Source organism: Clostridium tetanomorphum (genome assembly GCF_017873215.1).
Lineage (GTDB): Bacteria > Bacillota > Clostridia > Clostridiales > Clostridiaceae > Clostridium_AO > Clostridium_AO tetanomorphum.
Genome location: NZ_JAGGKA010000020.1, coordinates 1 through 16,357, shown reverse-complemented (window position 1 = coordinate 16,357; position 16,357 = coordinate 1). Strand labels below are relative to the sequence as shown.

At 27.7% G+C, this 16,357-nt stretch carries 16 protein-coding genes, 1 tRNA gene and 1 other annotated feature; of the genes, 10 read left to right on the top strand and 7 right to left on the bottom strand.

The annotated features are described in order from the left end of the window. The first annotated feature begins 158 nt into the window (after positions 1-158). On the top strand, positions 159-1,994 hold the full coding sequence (locus J2Z24_RS16760; RefSeq protein WP_035150914.1) for a YgiQ family radical SAM protein: 1,836 nt from the start codon (positions 159-161) through the stop codon (positions 1,992-1,994). A 21-nt stretch (positions 1,995-2,015) separates the two neighbouring features. Here the strand turns inward: J2Z24_RS16760 and J2Z24_RS16755 are convergent, their stop codons facing one another. Together J2Z24_RS16755 and J2Z24_RS16750 are read right to left on the bottom strand one after the other, a co-directional pair. Beyond that, positions 2,016-2,957 (bottom strand): YegS/Rv2252/BmrU family lipid kinase, encoded by a 942-nt coding sequence (locus tag J2Z24_RS16755; RefSeq protein WP_035150917.1) that lies wholly within the window; start codon positions 2,955-2,957, stop codon positions 2,016-2,018. Between the two features lie 113 nt (positions 2,958-3,070). Beyond that, positions 3,071-3,499: a CBS domain-containing protein gene (locus J2Z24_RS16750; protein ID WP_035150921.1), complete on the bottom strand. Its 429-nt coding sequence runs from the start codon at positions 3,497-3,499 to the stop codon at positions 3,071-3,073. Between the two features lie 237 nt (positions 3,500-3,736). Here J2Z24_RS16750 and pssA point away from each other — a divergent pair, with 237 nt between their 5' ends. Continuing rightward, positions 3,737-4,249, top strand: coding sequence for a CDP-diacylglycerol--serine O-phosphatidyltransferase (gene pssA, locus J2Z24_RS16745; protein ID WP_035150924.1), 513 nt, complete (start codon positions 3,737-3,739; stop codon positions 4,247-4,249). A 38-nt stretch (positions 4,250-4,287) separates the two neighbouring features. Here pssA and J2Z24_RS16740 read toward each other — a convergent pair whose 3' ends face one another. Together J2Z24_RS16740 and J2Z24_RS16735 are read right to left on the bottom strand one after the other, a co-directional pair. Beyond that, positions 4,288-4,617, bottom strand: coding sequence for a hypothetical protein (locus J2Z24_RS16740; RefSeq protein ID WP_035150927.1), 330 nt, complete (start codon positions 4,615-4,617; stop codon positions 4,288-4,290). A gap of 73 nt (positions 4,618-4,690) precedes the next feature. Beyond that, positions 4,691-6,349 carry a nucleoside kinase gene (locus tag J2Z24_RS16735; protein WP_035150930.1) on the bottom strand — a complete coding sequence of 553 codons (1,659 nt, stop codon included), beginning with the start codon at positions 6,347-6,349 and terminating at the stop codon, positions 4,691-4,693. Between the two features lie 124 nt (positions 6,350-6,473). Between J2Z24_RS16735 and J2Z24_RS16730 the strand changes: the two genes are divergently transcribed. The 3 genes from J2Z24_RS16730 (at position 6,474) to fba (ending at position 8,662) form a co-directional block, all read left to right on the top strand. Continuing rightward, positions 6,474-7,151, top strand: a complete 678-nt coding sequence (locus J2Z24_RS16730) for a DUF421 domain-containing protein (protein WP_035150933.1) — start codon at positions 6,474-6,476, stop codon at positions 7,149-7,151. Between the two features lie 13 nt (positions 7,152-7,164). After that, entirely contained in the window at positions 7,165-7,545 is a 381-nt protein-coding gene (locus J2Z24_RS16725) for a DUF4363 family protein (protein WP_035150938.1), read from the top strand. 172 nt (positions 7,546-7,717) lie between these two features. Further along, on the top strand, positions 7,718-8,662 hold the full coding sequence (gene fba, locus J2Z24_RS16720; protein ID WP_035150941.1) for a class II fructose-1,6-bisphosphate aldolase: 945 nt from the start codon (positions 7,718-7,720) through the stop codon (positions 8,660-8,662). Between the two features lie 104 nt (positions 8,663-8,766). Here fba and J2Z24_RS16715 read toward each other — a convergent pair whose 3' ends face one another. The 3 genes from J2Z24_RS16715 to J2Z24_RS16705 all read right to left on the bottom strand — a co-directional run bounded on the left by J2Z24_RS16715 (position 8,767) and on the right by J2Z24_RS16705 (position 10,408). Further along, on the bottom strand, positions 8,767-9,801 hold the full coding sequence (locus J2Z24_RS16715; RefSeq protein ID WP_035150943.1) for a nucleoid-associated protein: 1,035 nt from the start codon (positions 9,799-9,801) through the stop codon (positions 8,767-8,769). A gap of 95 nt (positions 9,802-9,896) precedes the next feature. After that, positions 9,897-10,175: a spore coat protein gene (locus J2Z24_RS16710; protein ID WP_035150948.1), complete on the bottom strand. Its 279-nt coding sequence runs from the start codon at positions 10,173-10,175 to the stop codon at positions 9,897-9,899. 26 nt (positions 10,176-10,201) lie between these two features. Next, positions 10,202-10,408, bottom strand: coding sequence for a hypothetical protein (locus J2Z24_RS16705; RefSeq protein ID WP_035150950.1), 207 nt, complete (start codon positions 10,406-10,408; stop codon positions 10,202-10,204). A 187-nt stretch (positions 10,409-10,595) separates the two neighbouring features. On the opposite strand from J2Z24_RS16705, the gene J2Z24_RS16700 reads away from it, so the two are divergent. The 5 genes from J2Z24_RS16700 to leuS all read left to right on the top strand — a co-directional run bounded on the left by J2Z24_RS16700 (position 10,596) and on the right by leuS (position 16,221). After that, positions 10,596-11,141, top strand: a complete 546-nt coding sequence (locus J2Z24_RS16700; protein WP_035150952.1) for a class IV adenylate cyclase — start codon at positions 10,596-10,598, stop codon at positions 11,139-11,141. Positions 11,142-11,144: 3 nt separating this feature from the next. Beyond that, positions 11,145-12,035 carry a DUF5685 family protein gene (locus J2Z24_RS16695; RefSeq protein WP_035150954.1) on the top strand — a complete coding sequence of 297 codons (891 nt, stop codon included), beginning with the start codon at positions 11,145-11,147 and terminating at the stop codon, positions 12,033-12,035. Beyond that, complete coding sequence (locus J2Z24_RS16690; RefSeq protein WP_035150956.1) at positions 12,019-12,615, top strand: J domain-containing protein; 597 nt, start codon at positions 12,019-12,021, stop codon at positions 12,613-12,615. Before J2Z24_RS16695 ends, J2Z24_RS16690 begins: the two co-directional genes overlap by 17 nt. A 677-nt stretch (positions 12,616-13,292) precedes the next feature. Then, a tRNA-Gln gene (locus J2Z24_RS16685) sits at positions 13,293-13,368 on the top strand. 144 nt (positions 13,369-13,512) lie between these two features. Continuing rightward, positions 13,513-13,719, top strand: a binding site (T-box leader). Between the two features lie 63 nt (positions 13,720-13,782). After that, positions 13,783-16,221 (top strand): leucine--tRNA ligase, encoded by a 2,439-nt coding sequence (leuS, locus tag J2Z24_RS16680; RefSeq protein ID WP_173702740.1) that lies wholly within the window; start codon positions 13,783-13,785, stop codon positions 16,219-16,221. The last annotated feature ends 136 nt before the right edge of the window (positions 16,222-16,357 follow it).

Below are 16,357 nucleotides of genomic sequence, written 5' to 3'. Positions count from 1 at the left end.
ACTATTTTTTCTCAAATACTATAAATTTTATTCAATATTTCAATTTTTCTAGATTAAGCAGTTTTTTTAAATGTTATTTTATATTTTTATTAAGTTATGATAATATTATAAAGTGAAACTTAACTGAAAAATATAATTGAAATGGAGACTTAGAAAATATGAATTTAGGGAAGAATTTTCTGCCAATTAATAAAGAAGATTTAAAAGCCCGTGGAATAAATGAACTAGATTTCGTGTTGATAACTGGTGATGCCTATGTAGATCACCCTTCTTTTGGTACTGCAGTAATCTCTAGGGTTTTAGAGAATGCAGGATACTCTGTAGGCATAATAGCCCAGCCAGATTGGCGTAATATAAATAGCTTTAAAGCTCTTGGAAAACCTAAATTGGCTTTTTTAGTTAATTCGGGAAATATAGACTCAATGGTAAATCATTATACAGCAGGAAAGAAAAAACGTCATAATGATTTATATTCACCAGGTGGTGAATCAGGCCACAGACCTGACAGGGCAGTAATAGTCTACTCTAATAAAGCTAAAGAAGCCTATAAGGATGTACCTATAGTCATCGGTGGTATAGAAGCTAGTTTAAGAAGGTTTGCTCATTATGATTACTGGGATAATAAAATAAGAAGAAGTATTTTATTAGATTCCAAAGCAGATCTACTTATCTATGGCATGGGAGAAAAAACTATTGTCCAAATGGCTGATCTATTAAAATACGGTATGAACTTTTCAAATATAACTAACCTAAAAGGTACCGTATATTCTACAAAAGATATAAGTAACCTAAAAAACTTTATAAAAGTTCCATCTTTTGAGGACTGCCTAAAGAATAAAAAGACTTATGCAGAAAGCTTTAAATTAGAATATTATGAACAAGATCCAATAAGAGGGAAAATTTTAATTCAGAAACATGGAGATAAATATATAGTTCAAAATCCACCTCAAGACCCATTAACTCAGGAAGAAATGGATATCGTATATTCTCTTCCATACACAAGAACTTACCATCCTATTTATGAAAAAAAAGGTGGTATTCCTGCTATCCAAGAAGTTAAATTTTCTATAACCAGTCATAGGGGATGCTTTGGCTCATGTTCATTCTGTGCATTAACCTTTCACCAAGGTAGAATAATACAAAATAGAAGTGCAGAATCTATAATAGAAGAAGCAAAACTCTTAACTAACTTAGATGATTTTAAAGGATATATTCATGATGTTGGAGGGCCTACTGCTAACTTCAGAACTAAAGCTTGTAAAATTCAAGAAAAGGTAGGTACCTGTAGAGATAGACAGTGCATGTTCCCTAGCCCATGTAAAAATCTAATAGTTGATCACAGCGAGTATTTAAATATACTTAGACAAATTAGGAAATTACCAAAAGTAAAAAAAGTATTTATACGTTCTGGCATTAGATTTGATTATTTAATGTGCGATAAAAATGATACTTTCTTTAAAGAATTATGTGAACATCATATAAGTGGTCAATTAAAAGTGGCTCCAGAACACATAAATAGTAAAGTTTTAAATCTAATGGGTAAACCAGATAAAAAAGTTTATAACAAATTTGTTGAAAAATACTTTGCTATAAATAAAAAAATTAAAAAAAATCAATATTTAGTTCCTTATCTTATGTCTAGTCATCCAGGTAGCGATCTTACAGCCTCTGTAGAGCTAGCGGAATATATAAAAAGTATGGGATATACACCTGAGCAAGTTCAAGATTTTTATCCTACCCCTGGAAGTCTTTCTACCGCTATGTATTATACAGAAATAAATCCTTTAACGGGTAAGCATATATTTGTTGCTAAGGATCAAAAAGAAAAAAATATGCAAAGAGCATTGCTTCAATTTAATATACCTAAAAATCACAAGTTGGTTAAAGAAGCTTTAGCTAAGTGCAAAAGAACAGACTTAATCGGAAATGATAAGCATTGTTTAATATCTGATAGGATTAAAACATCAAAAAATACTAAAAAAAGAAATCACTAAGACTTTCTTAGTGATTTCTTTTTATCTTAAATTTTTAGGTTTTATCAATTTTACCATTTTATTTCTAGGAGTCTTTTTTGTATTCATTACTCCTAATACTTCTATACCTTCTTTAACACATTCTATAGTAAGAGGAAAATCAGGGCCTCTCTCCCCATCGATATCTGTAACAATATCTTCATGACATTCTATATGTAACTTGTCTGTTTTAAAATACAAGAGACCATTTACGTCCTCTAAGTGTTCTCCTCTTAACATTTTTATAAATAATGGTATTATATCTATAATCATTCCTGCCTTTATTATTATTACATCTAAAAGGCCATCATCTATTTCTGCTTTATAAGCTAAATTAAAATTACCTGCAGTCTGCCCATTAAATACTAACATTAAGTACATATCTCCATCATAGTTTTCAACCTGAGAACTTACCTTTATCCTTAGCTTTCTAAAACTTGGTAATTGCTCTATTCCTTTTACATAATAAGCTAATTTACCTATAGTATTTTTTAAATTAACATCGGTTTTTTGAGATACATCTGTAAAAAGACCTGTACTAGCCACATTCAAAAAATACTTATCATTTATTTTCCCAATGTCCACTTTTTTAGACTTACTATTAAGTATTTGCCTACAAGCTTCTTCTATATCTTCTGGCATTCCTATGAATTTAGCAAAATCATTAGCTGTTCCTACTGGAAGTATAGCAATTGGAATATCTATTCCCAAAGCTTTCATATGATTAACCACATTATCAACAGTTCCATCTCCACCTGCTACCAAAATATATTCATAACTTTCATCTATATCTTGAAACGCACTAGACAAATCATATTCCATACCTATTCTAAAAGGACTTATAGTATATCCACATTGTTGATGTACCATAATTACTTTATCAATATCTGTGATTATTGTATTTTCTCCTGAATATGGATTATAAATAAACTTTACATTATTCATACTATAACTCTCCTATTTTAAATAATACGCATACATATTATATCATTATATATGAACTATGTCACTAAAGTTAAAAAATTGCGATGCAATTTTTAAGATTGCATCGCACTTTTTTAAATATTAGGAGTACTTGGTTCAGAGATATTTGTTAATGCTTTTCCTGCACTATTATATAAATTAGGTTCCACAGAAATGTCTCCTAATGATACTACACCTACTAAATTATTATTTTCTACTACAGGAAGTCTTCTTATCTGTCTTTCACTCATTATTCTTGATGCTTCTTTAGCATCTATTTCTGGACTAATAACAACTGGATTTGAGGTCATAATATCTCTTACTGTTTGTTTTTGCACATTTTCTCCTTCTGCAGTTGATCTTAAAGTTATATCTCTATCCGTAATCATACCTATTACTTTTTCTCCATTACATACAGGAAGAGACCCTATATTATGTTCTTTCATCAATTGGGCCGCATGCTCTACAGTATCTTCAGGGTTTAAACTTGCAACACTCTTTGTCATTATATCTTTAACCTTCATAAATATCACCTCCTAAAATATTTTGCCCTTAAACAAATATTAATATTACGGTAATATAATACTTTAAATTAAACAAAATCAATGTTTTCCATAAACAAAAACTTTCTTATCTTAAATTTACATGAAAAATACCGAATACATATTAAATTTATACGTAAAATGAGTTATAATATATAATAAACATATTATTATATTTAAACATAAGTTTATTTATTAATTTTTAGGAGTGATAATTTAATGGCAAAAAATGCTGTTCCAAACATTTTTACTTTAGGTAATTTATCTTGCGGTATATTATCATTAATGATGACTTTTCAAGGTGAATATAGAAACGCTTGTCTTTTTATATTATTAGCTGGATTAATGGATAGATATGACGGTAGAGTAGCTAGGTATTTAAATGTATCTAGTGAACTTGGAAAAGAATTAGATTCTCTTGCAGATTTAGTTTCTTTTGGCGTAGCTCCATCAATTTTAGTTTACAATCTGTACAATCTATCTAATTTGGGCTTAATAGGATATGTATTATTATTGGTATTTCCAATAGCAGGCGCTTATAGATTAGCCAGATATAATACTACATCTTTTGATGGAATATTTACAGGTGTTCCTATAACCTTGGCAGGAATGTTTATGGCTCTTTATTCACTAATTACTATGAATAGAAGCACAAGTCCTATACTTACAATATCTTTATTGGTTATGTTTTCATATCTTATGGTAAGCAAATTAAGATTTAAAAAAGTTTAAAATTAAAAGAATAACCCTTTTGTAATATCAAAATTGGGTTATTCTTTTAATTTTAGTTCTTCATCAATTTCTGTTTGTATATACTTAGCTTGCACTTTACATCTAATAACTTCAGATTTTATTTTACAATAATCCATATATCCGTAAGATGTACATTCTAATACGTCTATTATATTATCTATAACTTCTCCTAATTCATTTGCTCTTTCTAGAGCATGTTTAACATCATTCTTTCTAGATAAAGCTATGGAATTTAATTCTCCTGCTCCACCTATCAAAAGCCTATAAGAATTAACTAGTTTTGTAAGAAGCTCAGTTAAATTATTAATATCTCCATAATAATCTTGAACTACTTTTCTATGGTTCATATTATCCACCACATATAAAAAATAATATTATTATTAATCATATGGATAGATAATAAAGTTTATGCATTTTAAATTAGTACTTATAAAAGCAACTTCCACCAATAAACTCTCTCAATATAGAATTATCTGGTACATAGCTTATATCTACATCTTTAAAAAAATTCAAAAAACTTTTAAGCCTTAAAGCTTCATAATAAACGGCACTAGATTTATTTATTTTACTTAGCTCTTCCAAGGCAAACTTCTTTAATACACATAATTCATATACTAATGTTGAATTAAACATTACATCTGCATTTTCTTGATATACAAAAATATTTTTTTCTTCTCCCCTCCTAATAGATGGCCACATTTTTAAAGTTTCTTCTCCCTTATATCCCCTTGATAGATAATCTCTAACTATCCTTCTTATTATTCTAACATCTGTAGTAGCTATTCTATTGTGACTATCTAAATTAAGTTGAGTCAATGCACTTATATATATTTTAAATTTCTTTTCCTTTGGAATAGATGATGTAAGTATATCATTTAATCCATGAATACCTTCTACTATAAGTATTCCGTTATCTGGTAACTTAGTTTTATTTCCATTCCATTCTCTTTTTCCGGTTTTAAAGTTATAGGTTGGTATTTCTACTTCTTCTCCATTAAGTATAGCTTGAAGATGTTCATTTAGTAACTTCAAATCCAAAGCATAAATTGATTCAAAATCATAATCTCCATTTTCATCTTTAGGTGTATTTTCCCTATCTATAAAATAATCATCTAATCCAAGAGGCACTGGTATTAATCCATTAACTCTTAATTGTATGCCTAATCTTCTAGAAAAAGTAGTTTTTCCTGAAGAAGAAGGCCCTGCTATTAATACTATTTTAGTATCATTTCTTTCAGAAATCATATCCGCTATATAAGCTGCTTTTTTTTCATGTAACGCCTCTGCTACTCTTATTATATCTATAATTTCACCATTTTTTACCTTTTCATTTAAAGCCCCTACATCCGCTACATCTAAAATTTCTCCCCATTCTTCTGTTTCTCTAAATATTTTAGCTAATTTTTTATGCTCTACAAACTTCTGTATCTCTTTTGGATTATTTTCTGTAGGATATCTTAATAAAAATCCTGGTTCATAATACATCAAATCAAAAACTTTTAATATCCCTGTAGAATATGCCATTGAACCATAAAAATAATCATATCTGCCATCTAATTCATATAGCTTAACTTCCTTTGTATCTAAATTATTTAAAAGTCTAACCTTATCTTCCATATTATATGATTTAAATATTTCTATAGCTTTCTCTTTGTTCAAACTTATCTTTTTTATAGGTATATCTTTTTGGATTATTTCTTTCATTTTTTCTTTTATTTTCATTACATCTTGTCCAGATAGTTTACAATTTCTGCATATTTCACAATAAATACTTTTACTTAAAGAATGCTCTATGGAAATTTTAGCCTGTGGAAATACATCTAATACTGCTTTTATTAACACAAACTGTAATGTTCTAATATAAGTTCTCATTCCTATATTGGTACTTATATCAATAGGCTCAAAACTTCCTTCTACTTTAACTTTACAATTCAATTCATATATATCTTCATTTATTTTACCTAACACTATAGGTATATCTTTTTCTAAATTATTTTCTTTAATAACTTCATATATTACTGTTCCTTCTTTAACAGATATACTTTTACCATTATTCAGTTTTAATTTTAATTCTTTCATTATTACCATCCCCCATATTTTAGTAAGTATAATACTATTATACTTTAAATTTCAAAATATTACCCAATTTAGTCATATTTTTTTGTTTTTTAGCAAAAATATATTTTATGAGAGGGTGATTTTTTTGTTTACCGTATTAATAAGAACTATAATACTCTATTTTTTAGTAATATTTTCCATGAGGATAATGGGAAAGAAACAAATTGGTCAATTTGAACCTTTTGAATTGGCAATAACCATTATGGTTTCTGAATTAGCTTCTTTGCCAATGCAAGATACTAGAATACCATTAATTCATGGAATTATACCTATAATTACTTTATTGTTATTACAAACACTACTTTCTATATTCCAATTAAAAAGTGAAAAATTACGTGGAATTATAAACGGTAAGCCAAGTATATTAATTAAAAATGGTAAAATTGATATTAATGAATTAAAGTATCAAAGGTATAATATGAATGATTTAATGGAAGAATTAAGAATCAAGGGATTTTATGACATTGAGGATATTGAATACGCTATATTAGAAACTAGTGGAGAGTTATCTATAATTCCTAAATCTGAATTAAACCCTGTAACTAAAAAGGATATGAACATTCAATGCAATCAAGACTCTTTACCTATTACTTTAATACTTGATGGAAAAATCAATTATAAAAACTTAAAACTTATAGATAAAGATATAAATTGGCTTAATAAAAATCTTAATAAAAATAACATAAATAATTTTGAGGATGTATTTATTGCAATATTAAACTCCAAAGGTAAAATATATATTCAAAAAAATAAGGTTAATTAATAAAGGTGATTATATGAAAAATATTTTTATTTCTTTTACTATTTTTATTTGTATGTTACTAACAATAATTTTTTCTATTAATTATTTAAATAAAATATATGCAAATATAGAAAATTTAAATAATAACTTAGAACAATTTATAGAAGGTGATGATTGGAATTCTTCTTATAAATTAGTTAATGAAATATCAGATGAATTAGATAAACATTCTAGTAAAATTTCTATATTCGTAAATCATTCAGAACTAGATAATATAAAAAGTGAGTTTAACAAGTTAACACAATATATTAAATATCATAATAAAGATGAAGCTATGGCTAGCTTATATGCTGTAAAATTCTTTTTTCAGCATACTTTAAAATTAGAAAGAATTAGTATTGAAAATATATTGTAGTATATAGTATACTCTATATTAGAATATAACGTATGCTAATATTTTCTCAAAAACTTTTATTTAGTAATGTTTTTATAATTATAGCAAATTACAATATTATGCTTTATAATGTAATTATAAATAAAATATCCTAATAATCGGATATAAAATACAGTTGGAAGGTGGAATATATATGGCTTTAGTAACAACAAAAGAAATGTTTCAAAAAGCTTATGAAGGAAAATATGCTATAGGTGCTTTCAACATTAACAATATGGAAATAATCCAGGCTGTAGTAAATGCAGCAAGTGTACAAAAATCACCTGTTATTCTTCAAGTATCATCTAGTGCTTTAAAATATGCAGGTCCTAAATATCTTAAACATATGGTTGAAGCAGCTATAGAGGATACTGGTTTAGATATAGCTCTACATCTAGACCATGGCGCAAATATGGATCAAGTAAAACTTGCTATAGAATCTGGATTTACTTCTGTTATGTTTGATGGTTCCCATTATGATTATGAAGAAAATGTAAGATTAACAAAAGAAGTAGTAGACTATGCTCACAGTAAAGGTGTTACAGTTGAAGCTGAACTTGGAAAACTTGCTGGCGTAGAAGATGATGTAAAAGTTGCTGGTCACGAAGCTACTTATACTGATCCTGATCAAGCTGTAGACTTTGTAAAAAGAACTGGAGTAGATTCTTTAGCTATAGCAATAGGAACTAGTCATGGTGCATATAAATTTAAAGGAGAAGCTAAACTTGACTTTGACAGATTAAATACAATAACTACAAACTTAGAAGAAGCTGGATTCAAAAACTTCCCAATAGTTTTACACGGAGCATCTTCTGTAGAACAAAAATTTGTTGCTATGTGCAATGAATTTGGTGGAGAAATTGGCGGAGCTAAAGGAGTTCCTAATGAAATGCTAAGAAAAGCTGCTTCCATGGCTGTTTGTAAAATAAATATGGATACAGACTTAAGACTTGCAATGACAGCTTCTGTTAGAAAAGTATTAGCTGAAAATCCTAAAGAAATAGATCCAAGAAAATATCTTGGAGCTGGAAAAGCTGCTATCGAAGAATTAGTGGAAGATAAAATTAAGAATGTATTAGGTTCTTCAAATACACTTTAAAATAAAAAAATCACTATGAAAGCATTAAACTTTCTTAGTGATTTTTTTATTTTTCTACTTTTGTCTAATCCAATATGACAACTTTTATAAATGTTATTTTATCCTTACTTTTCTATATAATTTATTACATTTTTAATAACTATATCAATGGATCCATCACCATGTCTATGTATTTGGAATCTATTAATATCATTATAAGCTTCTTCATTTATATATAAATCAATATCCTTATCAATTTTCAATCTAATCCTTTTAAACTTTTTTTCTATCCATTCCTTATCTACATCTATTTTATCGTTAACGCCTTCAGCAGATATGTATTCTACAAAGCTTGCTTTAGCTTCCTTATTATCCCCAAATATATCTTCAGATACTTGATACAAGTCTACATTTTCCTCTTCTCTTAGCTTTTTCTTTACTGTACTTCTTACCTTCTCCGCTGTATCAGCATTTTCTTTTAGATTAACTCTTGTCCACTGTTCTGCAGCTGTAACAAATTTTTTGGTTACATCCCTTTTATTTTCTATTATTGTACATCCTAAATACTTATTAATAAAATAATTTGATCCATAGTCTTCATCTTTACTTTTCTTTTGCTTATCAATAATCATAAGATCAAATTCATTTTCTTCGTTTTTAGGTTTAATAAAGGCACATTTTTGTATCTTCTGAGAACTTATAGGTAATCCTGTTAGTTCAGGAATTATTTCTATTCCAACCTTATCCTCTATAAAATTAATGCTATGGGTGTAATTTTTTACATAATCCATTTTAATAATACCAATCATAGGACCATATTCTGTGTATATAGAAACTACAATTAAGTCACAAGATGGTATATTTTCATTTGATTCCATTAAAATAAAAAGTTGTCTTGCTATTTCCTTAGATACTTCTACTATATCACTTTGTCCATTTAAATACTCTTCGCTTAGTTCTTTTACTATATTTCTTTCCTCTTTGAATTTAGCATATTTTAATTCTTCATCCTTAAGACATCTTTCTATATGTTTTAATAGAAAATTATATGTCTCTTCTTTAAGATTTAATTTATACTCATTTAATATAGGACTATCCGAATTGTTATCCAAAATATGTATAACAGCTTCATTTATATTTATTTCTTTAATATACTCCAAGTCTACACACCCTTTTCTTAACTTTATCTAAATAGATAATATACCATTCCAATAAATTAGGGATAGATAAATTATCTATCCCTAATTATTATATATTATTTTAACTCTTGTTGCATCTGAGTTGATTTAGTTTTCATCTGCTGTACTTCATTAGCAGGTGCATCCTTAGTTTGATACCAACCCTTTTGTTTCATAGCATCAAATACTTTATATTGTGTATCCTCAGCATTTCTAAAATTATTTAATAAAACATTTCTAAGATTTGGACATGATGATTCTGTAATTCCTGTACTATATGCTGATATAACTTGCTTTTCTGTAGTAAGTAAATCCTCCATTAAATCTTTTTCACTTAAATTTGGTGAATTATGCATAAATTTTCCCTCCTAAAATAATCTCTTTATTGATGTGATTCTAAATAAGCTTTTAAGTCATTAAAGTTTTGCTTATGCACATTAGCTGCTTGATTACACAAATCCTTTAATTGTTGGTCTGTACAATACTGCGCATAAAGATTGAATTTTTTATTCATTAAACATTCGTGACTTAATTGGTCAGATATAACCTTTAAGTTATTACTTTCTATTTGCTTATTTCCTGTATTCATTTGTCTACCTCCTACAATCTAATTTAATTCTGACATTATTTATTGTTCCCTAGTGTAGAACAAATATTTATTTTTTATTAAGGAATTTACGCCTTAATATAGTTTAAAATAAATCTACAATTGTTTTTGCATATACAAGTAAATAAATTATTGTGTTATAATCTGAATATAATAAGGAGTGATATTTTTGAAAGAATTAGAAGTAAAAATATTGAACATAGATGTTGAAGATATAAGAGAAAAAATGAAAAACTTACAATGCGAAAAAGTGAAAAAAGAGAATCAAATAAATAAATTATTTGATTTTGAAAATAAAAAATTACTGAAAGAACAAGGTTATGCCAGAATAAGAATTGTTGAGGATATTTTACACAATTGTAATAAATACTATATGACAACTAAAAGGATATTAAGTCAAGATAAATTTAAAATAATGGATGAAAATGAGGTGCAAATATCAGATCCTATAGAAGGAGAAAGTATTTTTAAATCTTTAGGATTAGAACTTATTCAATGTATAAAAAAATATAGAGAAAGTTATAAATATAAAAATTCTCTTATAGAAATAGACATAAATGAAAAATCTTTTTGTCCTTTTCCTTATATAGAAATTGAATCTCCAGATGAAGAAGAGCTAAAAGATATTGTACATAAATTAGGGTATACTATTGAAGATACTACTTCAAAAAATATTTATGAGCTAATAGAAATTTTTAAAAATAAAGGATTTTAGCCTATGTTTGGATATGTGACTCCTTGTAAAATGGAATTAAAAATAAAAGATTATGAAAAATTTAGAGCTTACTACTGTGGCCTTTGTAAAACTATAAAAAAAGACTACGGCAACTTACCTAGGTTTGTTTTAAATTATGATATGACCTTTCTTGCAGTTTTACTTCATTCTTTAGATGAAGATAGTTGTTCTTATATAAAAGAACATTGTATGGTACATCCTATAAGAAAAAAGGTAGTTCTTGTATCAAATAAACCTTTAAAATACGCTGCTTTTTGTAACATAACATTATCCTATTTTAAACTATTAGACAATGTTAATGATGATAATTCTATAAAAAGTAAAGTTTTATCTTTGTATTTAAAGAGGTATATTAAAAAGGTTTATGCTGAATTTCAAGATAATATACACTATATAGAGAAAAAATTAAAAGAACTTTATAGTCTTGAAAAAAGCCAGAGTTACAATAGTATAGACGAAATCAGCCACCCTTTTGCAGAGCTTACAGGTTATATATTATCTTCTTACATAGAAAAAAATGACGAGAACTCTAAATTAAATCTATATAATTTAGGATATAATTTAGGGAAATGGATATATATAATAGATGCTTGGGATGATTTGGAATCTGATATAAAAAAGAAAAAATTTAATCCTTTAATTTCCTTATTTAATAAAGATGGGAATAAATCTTATGAAATTTTAAAAACAGATTTAGAAGGAAGACTGTTCTTTATACTAACTATGTGTGGAAAATATTGCTTAGATTACTTAAATAAATTACATATTAAAAAAAATGAAGACTTATTATATAATATTTTACAATATGGTCTTATGGAAAAAATGGACAAAGTTTTTAAAGGGAGTGAGTTTAACTATGGAAAACCCATATGAAATACTTGGTATAAATAAAGGAGCTTCTAAAGAAGAAATAAAAAGAGCTTATAGAGATTTAGCAAAAAAATATCATCCTGACCAATACGGTAATAATCCATTAAGAGATTTAGCTGAAGATAGAATGCGAAAAATAAATGAAGCTTATGATTATCTTATAAAAAATGCAGATAGTGGAAATTATTCTAATACAAATTCTTACAATAATAATGATTACGTTGACTATCAATCTATAAGAATGGATATACAAAATGGCAACTTTTCTATTGCTGAAGAAAAATTAAGTAGAATTTCTATAAGAAATGCAGAATGGAACTTTCTTATGGGTTTGATAAACTTAAGAAAAGGTTGGTATGATGCTTCTTATAACTATATAAAGACAGCTTGTAATATGGACCCTAATAATATGGAATATAGAGAAGCTTTTAATCGTATAAATAATACAAATAATTCTTATAGGCAGCCATATCATAATAGTAGGCACGGTTCAGATAATGATATATGTAGTGTTTGTGCCACTCTATATTGTATGGATTGTTGTTGTGAATGCTGTGGTGGCGATTTTATAAGTTGCTGTTAATATGATTAGGAGATGATTATATTGAATACATCTTTTATCACTAAAGCAGGTATCTTGACTGCTTTAGGTGTTATTCTAACTTATTTAAGTATTCTACTTCCTACTAATAAATTATTTACTTTGGGATTGACCTCTTGTTTAATACCCATAACTATAGTACTTACGAACGTAAGGACAGGTATTCTAGTATATATAGCCACTAGTTTACTTAACTTATTATTGATTGGACTAAGAGGTCAGGTTTTTTTATACATTCTATTTTTCGGTTCTTATGGTTTAATAAAATTATATATTGAAAAAATTAGAAATTTATATTTAGAAATAATATTAAAGTTTTCTTTTTTTAATATATGTTTAGTTATCTCCTATTTTATATACAAATTTTTTCTACCTGATAACATTATTAACTTACCCTTCAAATTTATTATTTCTGGTTGGTTAGTATTTCAGTTAGGATTCTTTTTGCAAGACTATGCTTTAACAATAATCATTCATATAATAAATACCAGATTTAAAATCAATAAAAACTTATAAATTATTTTTATAATTTGTGTTTTGATTATATGTCAAAATATTACATTTTTTTATTGAAATCAAAAAAGTTTTTTAAAAACTGTTGACACCATTTTATAATTTGATATAATAATAAATGTCGGTAATAACCTGACAAAAATTAATGCCCATTAGCCAAATGGTAAGGCACCTGCCTCTGGAGCAGGCATTGTGTTGGTTCGAGTCCAGCATGGGCAGCCAAAAGAACTCTTGTTAATCAAGAGTTCTTTTTATATATTAATTGATTTATTAAATTAATTTTCAATTCTTACATATACTATATAAAACAAATCCTTCTTGACAATATGATACTAATGTTATAGAATTTTATATAAATTTATATCAAAAAATACTTTGAACAGGAGTAGTAGTATTTTCCCACTTTTAAGAGAACTGTTGGATGGTGTAAAACAGTAGTGAAAAATACGAACTCGCCTGGGAGTTTATCTGTCAAAAGCAGATACGGTTATTCCGTTAAAATACTAAGTGAAAGTCTAACATTTAGACCTTAATTAGAGTGGTACCGCGGAGATTCAAGCCTTCGTCTCTTAACTGAGATGGAGGTTTTTTTATGTAATTAATATTATTAAATAAATACAAAAGGAGCGATATATAATGACTAAGTATGGAACTTCTGTTGATAAAAAATGGCAGAAAAAATGGGAGGAATCAAATTTATATAAATTTGATAAAAACAAGGACGGTAAAAAATTATATGTTCTTGAAATGTTTTCATATCCTTCTGCTAGCAAACTTCATGCAGGACATTGGTTTAATTATGGCCCTGTAGATTCTTGGGCTAGAGTTAAAAGAATGCAAGGATTTAATGTATTTCAACCTATGGGTTTTGATGCTTTTGGTCTTCCTGCTGAAAACTTCGCTATAAAAACTAAAATTCATCCAAAAGATTCTACAATGAAAAACATTGAAACCATGGAAGAACAACTAAAAGCTATGGGAGCTATGTTTAACTGGGAAAATGAAATTATAACTTGCAATCCTGACTATTATAAATGGACTCAGTGGGTATTCTTAAAACTTTATGAAAAAGGATTAGCTTATAGAAAAAAGGCTCCTGTAAATTGGTGCCCAAGTTGTAATACTGTACTTGCAAATGAGCAGGTTATAGATGGTGCTTGCGAAAGATGTAATACTGAAGTAACTAAAAAAGACTTAACTCAATGGTTTTTAAAGATAACAGATTATGCAGAAGAATTATTACAAAAGCTTGATGAATTAGATTGGCCTGAAAAAACTAAAGCTATGCAAAGACATTGGATAGGTAAATCTACTGGGGCAGAAGTTACATTTAAAATTCATAACTCCGATTTAAAATTTGATGTATTTACTACAAGAGCAGATACTTTATTTGGTGTAACTTATGTGGTTTTAGCACCTGAAAATCCTTTAGTAGATAAAATAACTACAGATGAAAATAAAGAATCAGTTGAAGCATATAAAAATCAGGCTAAAAAACAATCTGATATAGAAAGACAATCCATTACACGTGAAAAAACTGGAGTATTTACAGGAAGCTACGCCATAAACCCTGTAAATGAAAGAAAAGTTCCTATTTGGGTTGCAGATTATGTTTTAAACACTTATGGTACTGGTGCAGTTATGGCGGTTCCTGCTCATGATGAAAGAGACTTTGCCTTTGCCACAAAATATGATCTTCCTATAGAAAGAGTTATCGAAGGAGGGGACTCTCTTCCTTACACTGAAGCTGGAATTATGATAAATAGTGATGAATTCAATGGTATGAATTCAGATGAAGGAAGAAAAGCTATAGTTGAAAAGCTTAGCAAAAATGGATTAGGCACTGAAAAAATAAATTATAGATTAAGAGACTGGTTAGTATCAAGACAAAGATATTGGGGAGCTCCTATACCAATAATACATTGTGATAAATGTGGTATAGTACCAGTTCCTGAAAGTCAACTTCCTGTGGAACTTCCTTATAACGTAGAATTTGCTCCAGATGGTAAATCACCACTTGCTAAATCAGAAGAGTTTATAAATACTACTTGTCCTGTTTGTGGTGGTCATGCAAGAAGAGAAGCTGATACTCTAGATACATTTGTTTGTTCATCTTGGTACTACTTAAGATATCCAGATAATAAAAATAGTGAAAAAGCATTTGATTCAGAGCTAATTAATGAAATACTTCCAGTTGATAAGTATGTAGGAGGACCTGAACATGCTTGTATGCACCTTTTATATGCAAGATTTATAACAAAGGCATTAAGAGACATGGGATACTTAAACTTTGATGAGCCATTTTTATCTCTTACTCATCAAGGATTAATTCTTGGACCAGATGGACAAAAAATGAGTAAATCAAAAGGAAATACTATTGCCCCAGATGACTATATAAAAGAATACGGTTCTGATGTATTTAGAATGTATCTGATGTTTGGATTTGATTACTCTGAAGGTGGAGCTTGGAGTGATGATACTATAAAAGCAATTGGCCGATTTATTGATAGAGTTGAAAGAATACTAGACTCCTGTAGAGACTATATAAATAACCCTAATAATGATAAACATAGTTTAGATAAATCAGAAAAAGAATTAAATTATGTAAGACATTTTACTATAAAATCAATTACAGAAGATGTAAAAAAAATGCAATTTAATACTTGTATTGCAAGACTTATGGAATTTACAAATGCATTATCTAAATATATGAATGAAGAAGTTAAAAATGCTTCTTTCTTAAAGGAATGTATATTAGATTTTATAAGACTAATAGCTTCATTTGCACCACATTTTGCTGAAGAGGAATGGGAACTTTGTGGCATGACATCATCAGTATTCAATGAAAAGTGGCCAGAATTTGATACTAATGCTTTAGTAAAAGACGAAATTGAAATAGCTGTACAGATTAATGGAAAAGTTAAAGCTAGAATTAATATTGCTTCTGGGTTATCAGAAGATGATATAAAAGCTTCTGTACTTAATTCAGAAGATGTAAAAAAACATACTGAAGGTAAAAATATACTAAAAGTTATAGTTATAAAAGGTAAACTTGTAAATATAGTAGTAAAATAATATATTAAATAATCCTATATATCCGATTTATTCTAGATATAAAAGGGGATGTCGCATTAGCATAAAAAATTTGCTAACGCGACAGCGTTTTTTGGGTATTTCATAGCAAGTTTAAAGATGCTTTAAATCCAAATGA

What these genes read in the sequence shown, in the direction of transcription:
- J2Z24_RS16705 (WP_035150950.1), bottom strand. Translation starts at nt 10,408, where the DNA reads ATGAATACAGGAAATAAGCAAATAGAAAGTAATAACTTAAAGGTTATA.
- J2Z24_RS16740 (WP_035150927.1), bottom strand. Translation starts at nt 4,617, where the DNA reads ATGAACCATAGAAAAGTAGTTCAAGATTATTATGGAGATATTAATAAT.
- J2Z24_RS16755 (WP_035150917.1), bottom strand. Translation starts at nt 2,957, where the DNA reads ATGAATAATGTAAAGTTTATTTATAATCCATATTCAGGAGAAAATACA.
- J2Z24_RS16695 (WP_035150954.1), top strand. Translation starts at nt 11,145, where the DNA reads ATGTTTGGATATGTGACTCCTTGTAAAATGGAATTAAAAATAAAAGAT.
- pssA (WP_035150924.1), top strand. Translation starts at nt 3,737, where the DNA reads ATGGCAAAAAATGCTGTTCCAAACATTTTTACTTTAGGTAATTTATCT.
- J2Z24_RS16735 (WP_035150930.1), bottom strand. Translation starts at nt 6,349, where the DNA reads ATGAAAGAATTAAAATTAAAACTGAATAATGGTAAAAGTATATCTGTT.
- J2Z24_RS16690 (WP_035150956.1), top strand. Translation starts at nt 12,019, where the DNA reads ATGGAAAACCCATATGAAATACTTGGTATAAATAAAGGAGCTTCTAAA.
- J2Z24_RS16725 (WP_035150938.1), top strand. Translation starts at nt 7,165, where the DNA reads ATGAAAAATATTTTTATTTCTTTTACTATTTTTATTTGTATGTTACTA.
- J2Z24_RS16710 (WP_035150948.1), bottom strand. Translation starts at nt 10,175, where the DNA reads ATGCATAATTCACCAAATTTAAGTGAAAAAGATTTAATGGAGGATTTA.
- J2Z24_RS16750 (WP_035150921.1), bottom strand. Translation starts at nt 3,499, where the DNA reads ATGAAGGTTAAAGATATAATGACAAAGAGTGTTGCAAGTTTAAACCCT.
- leuS (WP_173702740.1), top strand. Translation starts at nt 13,783, where the DNA reads ATGACTAAGTATGGAACTTCTGTTGATAAAAAATGGCAGAAAAAATGG.
- J2Z24_RS16760 (WP_035150914.1), top strand. Translation starts at nt 159, where the DNA reads ATGAATTTAGGGAAGAATTTTCTGCCAATTAATAAAGAAGATTTAAAA.
- fba (WP_035150941.1), top strand. Translation starts at nt 7,718, where the DNA reads ATGGCTTTAGTAACAACAAAAGAAATGTTTCAAAAAGCTTATGAAGGA.